Origin of the sequence: Aeromonas sp. R4-1, assembly GCF_040908325.1 — a bacterium.
Classification (GTDB): Bacteria; Pseudomonadota; Gammaproteobacteria; order Enterobacterales; family Aeromonadaceae; genus Aeromonas; species Aeromonas veronii.
In genome coordinates, this window is the sequence record NZ_JBFODM010000003.1 from 54268 (window position 1) to 66010 (window position 11743).

Here is an 11743-nt window from a genome sequence, read left to right on the forward strand (position 1 = left end):
GAGCGTGAAAAAGGCATTATCACCACATGGCCAAACTCTTCTTTGCCCTGCCCGTCAAGGAGCTCGCCCCCGAGCTCATCGCCTGGCGCGATCAGCTGCCCTGGCCCGGTCAGCCGGTGCCGCAAGCCAACCTCCACCTGACCCTCGCCTTTCTGGGGGAGGCTGACGAGTTGACCACCCGCCGCCTGATCGCCGCCGTGGAGCGTCAGCACTGTCCGCCGCTCTCCATCAGGCTGGATGAGACCGGCTGGTTCAGCCGGGCCAAGGCAGCCTGGATTGGCCCGAAAGAGTGGCCCAACGAGCTGACCGTGCTGGCGAAGGCGCTGCGCCGCCACGGCGAGAAGTTGCGTCTTGGTAATGGCGAGCAGGGTTATCGCCCCCATGTCACCCTGTCGCGCAAGGCGGTCGAGGCCCCTGCCATCCTGCCAGCCCCAAATTTTCTGCTGCAGGCCGATGAGTTCTGCCTCTATCAATCCATCTCGACTTCGGACGGGGTGCGCTATGAGCCGCTTGCCTGCTGGCCGCTGCGTGCCCGGATAAAAGAAGATGCGCGGAGGGCTAACCCGTGATTTTTGATCCCCCCCTGCAATCGGGCCAGCTGGTGGCCCGCTACAAGCGCTTTCTGACCGATGTGCAACTCGATAACGGCGAGGTCATTACCATCCACTGCGCTAATACCGGTGCCATGACCGGTTGTGCCGATCCGGGCACCCGGGTCTGGTACTCCACCTCCGATAACCCCAAGCGCAAGCTGCCCAACAGCTGGGAGATCGCCGAGAGCCCGGCGGGCCACTTTATCTGCGTCAACACGGCGCGCGCCAACCAGATCGCCCGCGAGCTGATCGAGCAGGAGGCTATCGCTCCGCTGGCGGGTTACAGCCGGTTGCGCACCGAGGTGAAGTATGGCGAAGAGAACAGTCGCATCGATCTGTTGCTGGAAGATGACGAGAAGGGCAATTGTTACATCGAGGTAAAATCGGTCACCCTGCTCGACGGGCGGGAGGAGGCTGGTATGGGCTACTTCCCCGATGCGGTCACCGCCCGTGGTGCCAAGCACTTGCGCGAGTTGATGGCGATGAAAGCGGCGGGCCACAGGGCCGTGCTGCTCTTTATGGTGTTGCACTCCGGAATAAGCCGGATGCGCCCTGCAGCACACATAGATCCGCACTATAGTCTGCTAATTGAGCAGGCAATCGCGGCGGGGGTTGAAATTTTATGCTATCGGCCCCATGTTGGGGTGCAAGGCATGGTGGCTCAAGGGTTTATCCCGTTTGAATCTGGTCACCTGTTACCCGAGGGGAGTGCATAAATATTGGAGTGGGTAACATTATTGGTACGGCTCGTTTGCTTACCCGTTACCCTTCTGCTATAGATGTCGCCCTCAATTTATGGATGGCACGGGTAGCGTGCTGAATTAGGAGACAGGGCATGCCAACAGGCGAAAACAGGAAATCTCTGGGCCCCCTGGCCATTGCGGGTGTCGCGCCTTACCAGGAAAAGCCGGGTGAGGAGTACATGAATGACCAACAAAAGGCGCATTTTCGCAAGATCCTGGGTGCCTGGCGCAACCAACTGATGCAGGAAGTTGATCGTACCGTCGACCATATGAAAGACGAGGCTGCCAACTTCCCGGATCCCGTGGATCGTGCCGCGCAAGAAGAAGAGTTCGCTCTTGAACTGCGTACCCGCGACCGTGAACGCAAGCTGATCAAGAAGATCGAGAAGACCTTGCAGCTGCTTGAAGACGATGATTTCGGTTACTGCGAACACTGCGGTATCGAGATCGGTATCCGTCGTCTGGAAGCCCGTCCGACTGCCGACCTCTGTGTCGATTGCAAGACGCTGGCAGAGATCAAGGAAAAACAGATGGCCGGTTGATCCCGACCCTCTGGTATATGAAAAAGGGAGCTCGCGGGCTCCCTTTTTTATTGAGCTTTTGGCGGTCGCGCCCCAGAATGCAGCCTCAATGAATCGCTTACCCGAACAGTCATGCCAGTGAATCCCCTGTCCTCACCCCTTGCACGTCCCTATGTCGGCCGCTTTGCCCCCTCACCCTCAGGCCCGCTTCATTTCGGTTCGTTGATCGCCGCCCTCGGCAGCTTTTTGCAGGCCAGAGCGCAGCAAGGACGCTGGCTGGTGCGCATCGAGGATATCGATCCGCCGCGGGAGATGGCGGGGGCTGCGCACCTGATCCTCAAGACTCTTGAGGCATATGCCCTCGAGTGGGATGGGGAAGTGATGTTCCAGAGCGCGCGCCATGGCCGTTATGACGAGATCATCGACCAGCTCTATCGGGCGGGGGACCTCTACTGGTGCCGCTGCACCCGGCGCGAAATCATGGCTGCGGGCGGTCTCTACAGTGGCCACTGCCGTACCCTCGGGCTTGCGGCCGAAGGTTGCGCGGCCCGGCTGCGGCAGCACCATCCGGTCTACCACTTCGACGATCGTTTGCAGGGCCATATCGCGGTCCCTGCGGCGCTTGCCGAGGAGGATTTTATTATCCGCCGTCGCGACGGGCTTTACGCCTACAACCTGGCAGTGGTGGTGGATGATATGGACAGCGGCATCACCGAGATAGTGCGCGGCGCCGATCTGCTCGAACCCACGGTGCGCCAGATTGCCCTCTACCAGACCCTGGGGGCACCGGTGCCCGACTGGGTGCATCTACCGCTGGCGGTGCTGGCAGATGGCAACAAGCTCTCCAAGCAGAACCATGCGCCGGCCCTGGCGCTCGATGAGGTGCGACCGGCCCTGTGGCAGGCGCTGCACTTCCTCGGCCAGTGCCCGCCGCCCGAGCTGATGGCAAGCCGGATCGACGAGATCATCGAATGGGGCATCGCCAACTGGCGGCTAGAACGGGTGCCAGCCAGCGAGAAGATCCCGCTCGCGGATTGCTGAGTCGACCAGGTGATTTTTGTTTGATTGAGCGTAAATTGCCGCTGTTGATTGTGATTTTACCGGGATGATCCGTTTCAAACGGGATCAATTGTCAGCACGGTTTTTCATTTGGTTAGGCGTGAGCTATGATAGGCCGCTATTTTTTGGCCTCCCGTCAATTTAGAAGTCATGAAGAGGTGTACCATTTTTTCCCAGATCGCAAACTTTTGCCGCAAGGTGCTCGGCAAGGAAGACGGCGAGCAGTCGGTGGAATCCCCCATTCCAGCCCGCGTCGCCGGTCAACGTCGTACCTTAAGCCGTGATCAGCACCCTATTTCGCGCAAAGAGATCAGCGAGAATGCACTCAAGGTGCTCTATCGCCTGAACAAGGGCGGCTACGAAGCCTACCTGGTCGGCGGCGGAGTCCGGGATCTGCTGCTCGGGAAGACGCCCAAGGATTTCGACATCGCAACCGATGCGACGCCGGAGCAGATCAAGGCGCTGTTCAGCAACTGCCGCCTGATTGGCCGTCGTTTCCGCCTGGCCCACATTGTCTTTGGTCGTGACGTGATCGAAGTGGCCACCTTCCGGGGTCACCACCATCAGGTCAATACCAGCAAACATGTGTCGGCCCAGTCTGATGAAGGGATGCTGCTGCGCGACAACGTCTACGGCACCATCGAAGAGGATGCCGAGCGCCGCGACTTTACCGTCAACGCCCTCTACTACAGCGCCAAAGATTTCACCCTGCACGATTTCGAAGGGGGTCTGGAAGATCTGGCCGAGCGCAAGCTTGAGCTGATCGGCGATCCCGAGACCCGTTATCGTGAAGATCCGGTGCGGATGCTGCGCGCCGTGCGCTTCGCCGCCAAGCTGGATATGACTATCAGTCCGCGTACCGCTGCCCCCATCAAGGAGCTGGCGCCACTGCTGCAAGACATCCCGGCTGCCCGCCTGTTTGAGGAGACCCTCAAGCTGTTCCTGGCTGGCGACGGTCTGGCGACCTACAAACTGCTGCGCGAGTATGGCCTGTTCCAACAGCTCTTCCCGCAAGTGGCGGCGCTGTTTACCCCGCACGGCAACTCGCCCTACGAGCAGTTTATCGAGCAGGCACTGATCGATACCGATACCCGGGTTCGTGAAGATAAGCGCGTCACCCCCGCCTTCCTCTACGCCACCCTGCTGTGGGGCTGCGTCGAGGCCCGTGGTCGGGTGCTGGAGAACGAGAGCGGCCTGCCCTGGTATGACGCCTTCATGCTGGCGATCAACGAGGTGCTGGACAATCAGGTGCGGATCATCGCCGTTCCCCGCCGTTTCACCACAGATGTCCGCGACATCTGGGCACTGCAACAGCGGTTGACCCGTCGTCAGGGCAAGCACCCCGAGCGCGCCATGGAGCATCCCAAGTTCCGCGCGGCGTTCGACTTCCTGTTGCTGCGCAACCGGGTCGAGCGCGGTCTGGGTGAGCTGGCCAGCTGGTGGGAGCGCTATGTTGCCTCCAATCCGGATGTGCGCCCGCAACTGCAGCGTGAAGCGACCCGTCGCCCGGCCAGCGGTGAGCGCGGCGAGGCCCGTAGCCACGATGGCGAGAAGCGCAGCAGCAACAGCCGCAACCGTCGTCGCCCCCGTCGCCGCAAACCGAAAGTGGCCGAGTGACAACAGACGTGATGACCGAGGTCTTCATCGCCATTGGTTCCAACCTGTCTGACCCGCTGGGTCAGGCTCGTCGCGCCGTTGCTGCGTTGGCAAGGTTGCCGGAATCTGTGCTGGTGGAGGCCTCGTCGTTTTACAGCAGCCGCCCCATGGGGCCTGCTGACCAACCGGACTACGTCAATGCCGTGGCCCGGCTCAATACCCGGCTCGCGCCCCTTGCGCTGCTGGATCAATTACAAAAAATCGAGCTGGAACAGGGACGTGTGCGCAAAGATGAGCGGTGGGGGCCGAGAACTCTGGATCTCGATCTGCTGCTCTATGGGGATCAGGTGATCAACCATGAGCGCCTGATCGTACCCCACTACGGCATGAAGGAGCGGGAGTTCGTGCTGCTGCCCCTTGCCGAAATTGCGCCTGCTCTGGTGCTGCCCTGCGGCACCCCGCTCGCCCGACTGGTTGCCCGCTGCCCGCACAATGATTTGGCCATCATTGCCCCGTGTGCAGACGTACAGGAGCCTCTATGAGCAAGATCACCACCGCCAGCCTGCTGAAGATGAAGCAGGAAGGTCAAAAGTTCACCGCCATCACCGCCTATGATGCCACCTTTGCCAAGCTGTTCGACGACGAGGGGGCCCACGTGCTGCTTATCGGTGATTCACTGGGCATGGTGCTGCAAGGGGGGCAGGATACCCTGGCGGTCAACATGGATGAGATGGTCTATCACACCCGCTGTGTGGCGCGTGGTGCCAGCAAGGCACTGGTGGTCGCCGACATGCCGTTCATGAGCTACGCCACCCCCGAGCAGACTTACCAGAACGCTGCCCGCCTGATGGCGGCCGGTGCCCGCATGGTGAAGATGGAAGGGGGCGACTGGCTCTGTGACTCCATCCGCCACCTCACCCGCAACGGGGTGCCGGTGTGCGGTCACCTCGGCCTCACTCCGCAATCCGTTCATGTCTTTGGCGGCTTCAAGGTGCAGGGGCGCGATGAGTTTCAGGCGCAGGAGATCTACCGTCAGGCCCTCGAACTGCAAGCGGCCGGTATCCAGCTGCTGGTGCTCGAGTGTGTGCCCACTGCGCTGGCCGAGCGCATCACCAAGGCGCTTCGCATCCCGGTGATCGGCATTGGTGCCGGCCCCGCGACCGATGGTCAGATTTTGGTGATGCACGATGCCTTTGGCGTCACCTCCGGCTATGTGCCCAAGTTCACCAAGAACTTCCTGGCCGAGACCGGCGATGTGCGTGCCGCCATCCGCCTCTATGTCCAGCAGGTGAGCGAGGGGAGCTTCCCCGGCCCGGAACACTGCTTCAACTGATCCTGACGGTTGCATGATGGGGGCTGCGGCCCCTGTCTCTGCTTGTCAGCCTTGCACAGTTAATCCGTATAGCTAATCCGTATCTTATTGATTCATCTAAAGGTGAACTGCTGATAGCCATGTTCGTGCCCCATCCAGCCCGAGCGCTACCGGTAGATGCAACCCGTCTCTCTTTTTGATTTATCGGAAGGTGAACTGCTGATGTTGGTCGTAAATAATCCCGTCGTTCTGCGTGAGCAGATCAGCCAATGGCGCCGTGAAGGGCGTGCCATCGCATTCGTGCCCACCATGGGCAACCTGCATCAGGGCCACCTGACGTTGGTGAAAGAGGCGCACAGCCACGCCGAGAAAGTGGTGGTCAGCATCTTCGTCAACCCGATGCAGTTCGACAAGGCCGAGGATCTTGCCAACTACCCGCGCACTCTGGAGCAGGATTGCGCTGCGCTGGAAGCGGCCGGGGTCGATATGGTGTTCACCCCGACGCCAGAGATCATGTATCCGCAGGGGCTGGCCAGCCAGACCTTCGTCGAGGTGCCGGGTCTCTCCAATCTGCTGGAGGGGGCGCTGCGTCCGGGTCACTTCCGCGGGGTCAGCACCGTCGTCACCAAGCTGTTCAATCTGGTACAGCCGGATGTGGCCTGCTTTGGCCAGAAGGATTACCAGCAGCTGGCGCTCATTCGCAAGATGGTGGCCGACATGGCGATGCCCATCGAGATCGTCGGCGTGCCGACCGTGCGGGCCGAAGACGGGCTGGCGCTCTCTTCGCGCAACGGTTACCTGACAGCCGCCGAGCGGGCCATCGCCCCCGAGCTGGCGCGCACCATGAACTGGATCGCCGAGCAGATTGAAGCGGGTGACCACCACCTGCCCTCCTTGGTGGCGCAGGCCAGTCAGCGTCTCGACAACGCCGGTTTTCGTACCGATGCCATCGACATCGTCGATGCCGCCACCCTCGAATCCGCCACAGATGAGAGCGCGCAGCTGGTGATCCTGATGGCTGCCTATCTTGGCAAGGCCCGCCTTATCGACAACCGCGTCGTCACCGTAAAGAAGTAATTCCCCCGATTGCCAGCGGACGCCTTCCCGGGCGTCCGCTGCTTTTTCACGCCTGCCATTTGGCGTTTTCCCTCGCGACTCTGCTCGCACCCGCGGTTTTCTCTCTCCACAATCGGCCCTGATGGCCGCTACAGGTGTTTATTTATGTTTACCTTGTTTGCTTCGTTACTCTTCTGTCTGCTCTGTTTTGCCCTGACCCGGCTACCCGCTTCGGTGCCACTCTCGCGCAAGGTACTTGCGGGTCTGCTGCTTGGCTCCCTGTTCGGGCTGGCGCTGCAACTGGGTTGGGGCGCCGATGATGCCAGCGTTCAGCAGACCCTGGAGTGGGTCAATATCGTCGGCGGTGGCTATGTCAGCCTGCTCAAGGTGGTGATGATGCCGCTGGTGTTCACCTCCATCCTCTCCGCCATCAACAAGCTGGATCAGGCCCAGTCCCTCGGCAAGATCAGCGCCGTGCTGATCGGCTCCATGCTGACCCTGGTGATGATCGCCGGTGTAGTGGGGATGACGGTGACCCACCTGAGCGGTCTCACCGCAGCCGGGTTGTTGAGTCACAACAGCGACACGGCAGCTCTGCAACAGAGTATGAGCACCATCGACAGTGCCCAGACTCTGCCTGCCTTGCTGCTCTCGCTGGTGCCCACCAACTTTGCCGCCGATATGGCGGGTAGCCGCGGTCTCTCGGTGATCGGCGTGGTGATCTTTACCGTGCTGGCGGGGGTTGCCCTGCTGCAGTTGAAGGTGGAGCATCCGCAGGCGGGTGCTCGCGCAGCCGTGGCCATCGACACCCTGCAACTGTGGGTGATGAAGATGGTGCGGGTGGTGATTGCGCTCACCCCCTATGGCGTAATGGCGCTGATCGCCCGGGTGGTGGCTCACTATCCCCTGAGCGAGATCCTCAGCCTGCTCGGCTTTATTCTGGTCTGCTACGTCGCCATTCTGGCGATGTTTGCGGTACACATGGTGATCCTGCTGCTGATCGGTCAGAACCCGCTGCACTATCTGCGGGAAGTCTGGGGCGTGCTCACCTTTGCCTTTATCTCCCGCAGCAGCGCGGCTTCCATCCCGCTCAGTATCGAGACCCAGCAGCGTCTTGGGGTGCCCGCCAGCATCGCCAACTTTGCCGCCTCGTTCGGTGCCAACCTCGGCCAGAACGGCTGCGCCGGCATCTATCCGGCCATGATGGTAGCGATGATTGCCCCCATGCTTGGCATCAACCCGTTTGACCCGCTGTTCCTGCTGACCCTGCTGCCGGTGATTGCGCTCGGCTCCATCGGGGTGGCCGGCGTCGGCGGTGGCGGAACCTTCGCCGCGCTGATCGTGCTCTCCACCCTCAACTTCCCCATCGCGCTGGTGGGGGTGATGATCGCCATCGAGCCGCTGGTGGACATGGGCCGTACCGCTCTCAACGTCAACGGCTCCATCATGGCGGCGATGATCACCAAGCGCCTGCTGGGTGAACAGGCGCAGAGCGATGTCGCGCAAGGCGAAGCGTCCCGAGTCGCCAGCTGACAGCCAGCATCAAAATGAGAGAAGCCCGCAGTTGCGGGCTTCTTTCATATCGGCTGTGTTGCCTTGTGGGCAGACGCGGTTATTCGGCAGAGACGGGGTAACCGGCGCCTTTCCAGGCGAAGATGCCGCCAGGCACCCGATAGACCTGTTGATAGCCCTGAGTCACCGCCCAGGCGGCAGCGTTGTGGCTGCGGCCGCACTTGACGAAGCCGCAGTAGATCACCACAGGGCGGGACTTGTCTTCACCCAGCAGCGCCTGGAACTGCTCCGGTGTACCGCTCCCCTCGACGATTTCGCTCCAGTTGTCACCAGCCTTGGCCTCTTTCACAAAGACAAAGTTTTTGGCCCCCGGAATGTGCTCTTTCTTGTAGGAGTCCTCAAAAGGCATGGTGTCGATGATCACCAGCTCCTCGCCCTTGTCCATCCGGGTCTTCAGCTCGGCCACGGTCAGCAGCTGATAGCCCCCCTGCTGCGCCTCCTGTGCCAGCTGTACAGCCGATTGCTCAAGCTTCACCTCCTGCTCGAACTGGTTGTCGCCACAGCCCGCGAGGGCAAAGCTGGCGGCGATCAGCGAGGCTACCAGGGTGCGGGATCGCAATGTCATCATGTCACTACTCCTTTGGAACGGGAAAAACGGGGCGGGAAGTTCGCAGCAGGGCGCCCGCAAGCGTCAGTAGCAGCAGATCCCGCACAATGGCCTCCGGCAACGAGCTGAGATCAGCCCTGCCCAGACAGCCGCAAGAGATGTCGAGCCCGATGGCAACGCCATAGCCCAACACCGGAATAAACAGGGCGAGCAGCCCGATCACCAGCCAGAGTCCCCAGCGCCGGTTGGCGATAACTGCAAGCCCTGCGCAGAGCTCAAGGGCAATCAGCCCCCAGGCCACCGGCGGGATCAGCAGCGGCCAGATCAGGCCAAAGGCGCCGATCTGCTCGACAAACAGGGCGGGGGATATCAGCTTGAACCCGGCGGAGGCGAGGAAGAATCCTCCCAGAGCCAGATTGGCCAGCATGCGCAGATAAACAGCCATGGGATAGCTCTTTATCATCCATGACTCCGACTGCCAACCACTGGCGTTTGCTTCGCCATGTCCGAGCTATCGGCCGGATAGCAGGCCAGCTCCTGATAGTCGCCGTCCGCTTCGCAGCGAAAGACGGCGGCGGTTTCACCGTTCTGACACCACTGTTGCCACTCATCTGGCGGGCAGTGGAGGCGAATGGCGAGGCCACAGCCGGCGCTGAGCAGGCGCGGCACATCGCAGACCCGAAACGACTGACCGTGCTGCTCCAGCCGCTTGCGCAGTCTGACCGTGCCGAGGGTAGAGTGGAACAGGTAGAGAAACTCCTGATTCATGATTTGCCTCCTGTGCTGGCGCGCGCGCCGAACAGGGCAGCCCCCAGCGCACCGGCAAACTGGGCATCCGGGTGGGTGGCCACTTCGCAGCCCAACCCTTCGGCCAGATAGTGGCGGAAGGTGGCGCAGTGGCTGACGCCGCCGGTAAAGAGCACGCTCGGTCGGGCGCCGAGGCGGCCGATAAAGTTGGCACTGCGCCGGGCCATGGAGCGGACGATACCGGCCAGGATTGACTCGGCCGGAATGCCCGCCGAGCGCAGGCTGATCGCCTCCGATTCGGCAAACACGGTACACATGCTGCTGATGTCGTGGGGCTCGGCCCCTTGCAGCAGTTCGTCAAGCTGCTCGACCCGAGCTCCCAGAGTGCGGGTGATCACCTCGAGAAAGCGACCGGTGCCGGCGGCGCACTTGTCGTTCATCAGAAAATCGGTGAGGTTGCCGTCGCTATCGAGCTGGATCACCTTGCTGTCCTGCCCGCCGATGTCGATGACGGTGTGTACCGATGGGCAGAGCAGGCGAGCCCCCAGCCCATGGCAGGAGATCTCGGTAACCCGGCGATCGGCGAACGACGCCAGATCGCGGCCATAGCCGGTCAGGGTCAGGTGGGGGCGCTCTGGCAAATCGGCCGAGAGCTCCTCCCAGCCTTGCTCGATGGCAGCCAGCGGACGAAAGGGGGTCGGCACCAGAAAACGGCGGACGATACGCCCGCCATCCCGGTTGTCGAACAGGATCCCCTTGGTCGCGGTGGAGCCCGAGTCAATCCCGATGGAGAGTGACACGGCGCCTCCTTACAGCATCTCGATAAAGGCGGCCAGCCGGGTGGTCAGTTGTCCCTTGTCGGCGCTGGAGTAGTCGGTCTCGACTGCCATGTAGGGGATACCGTGGCGTTCGCGCACATGGCGCTTGATGGCGAGCGACTCCACCGCATAGGTGTGGCAAGCCTGCAGGATCACATCGATCACTCCGTCCGCTTGATACTCCTCCACCATCTGGCTCAGCAGATTCATGCGCTGGTGGTTGGGGGAGATGCAGGAGCAGCCGATGGCCAGATACTTGTCGGTCAGCGCATCGAACGGGTCGCCCTTTTCGCTGACGCACTGCTCGGTTGCCTTGGCGCCGGTGCAGTTCTCGTAACCCACCACCCAGCCGCCGTGCTCCTCGATGAGGCGCACCACTTTGTCGGCTGCGCCGCCGATGGGGCAGCCGGTGATGAGGATGCGCGGGCGGGCATCGAGCCGCTTGCCCTCGGCATACTCGACCTTGATGCGGCGGGTCATCTCCTGCAGCTCGCTGATGAGCTGCTCCTTGTCGAAGCGGAAGGTGGCACCATAGACCACCTTGAGCAGGTCGGTACCGCTGAGTGCCGGCGGATTGAGCTGGCCCAGCCGGTAGAAATCGGCCAGCGCGCGGCGCTCGCGGTTTTTCAGCACGATGGCGTCTCGCAATGCCTGCTCGCTGATGGGCTTGCCGAACTGCTGCTCCAGCAACTCCTTGAAGCGGACGATTTCGCTGCGCCACAGGGTGCGGGAGGCCTCGTCATCGGCGCGGTTGGGCAACTGCATCACATGCACCGGTTTGAACTCGGCCATGTACTCGTACATCTTCTTCTTGCCGTCGCAGGTGGTTTCCCCCACCACCAGATCGGAGAAGTAGAAGTAGGGGCACTTGTCGGTCTTGCCAAAACCGTAGCTGCTCTTGATCAGCGGGCAGAGGTTGCGGGGCAGGTCTTTCTCGGCCTCCTCGATGGTCTCGTCGCTGGTGGAGCAGAGCGATACCACCACGGCGCCGGTGGCCATCGCCACCTCCTGCGGCATAAAGGTACAGTAGGTGCCGACCAGGGGGATCTGTCGCTCCTTGAGTGCCATTACAGCCAGAAAGCCCTGACGACGGGCATCTGAAAAGCTATCGAATATGGCTGGCAACTCGGTGATAAGTGACATAGGCGATCCTGCCCTGATGAGAGAAATGAAGAGACG

14 protein-coding genes are annotated in these 11743 nt (G+C 61.6%); 9 read left to right on the plus strand and 5 right to left on the minus strand.

The window, feature by feature from the left end; translation table 11 throughout:
* The first annotated feature begins 26 nt into the window (after positions 1–26).
* The 9 genes from thpR (at position 27) to AB5Y90_RS00305 (ending at position 8413) form a co-directional block, all read left to right on the plus strand.
* Positions 27–569 carry an RNA 2',3'-cyclic phosphodiesterase gene (gene thpR, locus AB5Y90_RS00265; protein ID WP_204478172.1) on the plus strand — a complete coding sequence of 181 codons (543 nt, stop codon included), beginning with the start codon at positions 27–29 and terminating at the stop codon, positions 567–569.
* A complete protein-coding gene (gene sfsA, locus AB5Y90_RS00270) occupies positions 566–1309 on the plus strand; it encodes a DNA/RNA nuclease SfsA (protein ID WP_368166391.1) in 744 nt (247 codons plus the stop codon). The genes thpR and sfsA overlap by 4 nt, the downstream gene beginning before the upstream one ends.
* 119 nt (positions 1310–1428) lie before the next feature.
* The gene (dksA, locus tag AB5Y90_RS00275; protein WP_005335644.1) at positions 1429–1878 is read left to right on the plus strand and encodes an RNA polymerase-binding protein DksA; all 450 of its coding nucleotides are present in this window, start codon (positions 1429–1431) and stop codon (positions 1876–1878) included.
* 111 nt (positions 1879–1989) lie between these two features.
* Positions 1990–2898, plus strand: a complete 909-nt coding sequence (gluQRS, locus tag AB5Y90_RS00280) for a tRNA glutamyl-Q(34) synthetase GluQRS (protein ID WP_368166392.1) — start codon at positions 1990–1992, stop codon at positions 2896–2898.
* 168 nt (positions 2899–3066) lie between these two features.
* Positions 3067–4533 (plus strand): polynucleotide adenylyltransferase PcnB, encoded by a 1467-nt coding sequence (pcnB, locus tag AB5Y90_RS00285; RefSeq protein ID WP_005335642.1) that lies wholly within the window; start codon positions 3067–3069, stop codon positions 4531–4533.
* Positions 4534–4544: 11 nt separating this feature from the next.
* Positions 4545–5054 carry a 2-amino-4-hydroxy-6-hydroxymethyldihydropteridine diphosphokinase gene (gene folK / locus AB5Y90_RS00290; RefSeq protein WP_100647200.1) on the plus strand — a complete coding sequence of 170 codons (510 nt, stop codon included), beginning with the start codon at positions 4545–4547 and terminating at the stop codon, positions 5052–5054.
* Positions 5051–5845 carry a 3-methyl-2-oxobutanoate hydroxymethyltransferase gene (panB, locus tag AB5Y90_RS00295; RefSeq protein WP_005335640.1) on the plus strand — a complete coding sequence of 265 codons (795 nt, stop codon included), beginning with the start codon at positions 5051–5053 and terminating at the stop codon, positions 5843–5845. The genes folK and panB overlap by 4 nt, the downstream gene beginning before the upstream one ends.
* Positions 5846–6046: 201 nt before the next feature.
* On the plus strand, positions 6047–6901 hold the full coding sequence (gene panC, locus AB5Y90_RS00300) for a pantoate--beta-alanine ligase (RefSeq protein ID WP_019445357.1): 855 nt from the start codon (positions 6047–6049) through the stop codon (positions 6899–6901).
* 144 nt (positions 6902–7045) lie between these two features.
* Positions 7046–8413, plus strand: a complete 1368-nt coding sequence (locus AB5Y90_RS00305; RefSeq protein ID WP_201944462.1) for a cation:dicarboxylase symporter family transporter — start codon at positions 7046–7048, stop codon at positions 8411–8413.
* Between the two features lie 79 nt (positions 8414–8492).
* On the opposite strand, the gene AB5Y90_RS00310 is transcribed toward AB5Y90_RS00305, so the two are convergent.
* Genes AB5Y90_RS00310 through AB5Y90_RS00330 form a run of 5 tightly spaced genes read right to left on the minus strand, consistent with a single transcriptional unit; the run spans position 8493 to position 11707 of the window.
* On the minus strand, positions 8493–9020 hold the full coding sequence (locus tag AB5Y90_RS00310; RefSeq protein ID WP_157161984.1) for a rhodanese-like domain-containing protein: 528 nt from the start codon (positions 9018–9020) through the stop codon (positions 8493–8495).
* Between the two features lie 4 nt (positions 9021–9024).
* Positions 9025–9444, minus strand: coding sequence for a MauE/DoxX family redox-associated membrane protein (locus tag AB5Y90_RS00315; RefSeq protein WP_232489825.1), 420 nt, complete (start codon positions 9442–9444; stop codon positions 9025–9027).
* A 14-nt stretch (positions 9445–9458) separates the two neighbouring features.
* Positions 9459–9767 carry a DUF3343 domain-containing protein gene (locus tag AB5Y90_RS00320; protein WP_064339450.1) on the minus strand — a complete coding sequence of 103 codons (309 nt, stop codon included), beginning with the start codon at positions 9765–9767 and terminating at the stop codon, positions 9459–9461.
* Positions 9764–10546, minus strand: a complete 783-nt coding sequence (locus AB5Y90_RS00325; RefSeq protein ID WP_157161986.1) for an acyl-CoA dehydratase activase — start codon at positions 10544–10546, stop codon at positions 9764–9766. Before AB5Y90_RS00325 ends, AB5Y90_RS00320 begins: the two co-directional genes overlap by 4 nt.
* 9 nt (positions 10547–10555) lie before the next feature.
* Positions 10556–11707 carry a double-cubane-cluster-containing anaerobic reductase gene (locus AB5Y90_RS00330; protein ID WP_368166393.1) on the minus strand — a complete coding sequence of 384 codons (1152 nt, stop codon included), beginning with the start codon at positions 11705–11707 and terminating at the stop codon, positions 10556–10558.
* Positions 11708–11743 lie beyond the last annotated feature (36 nt).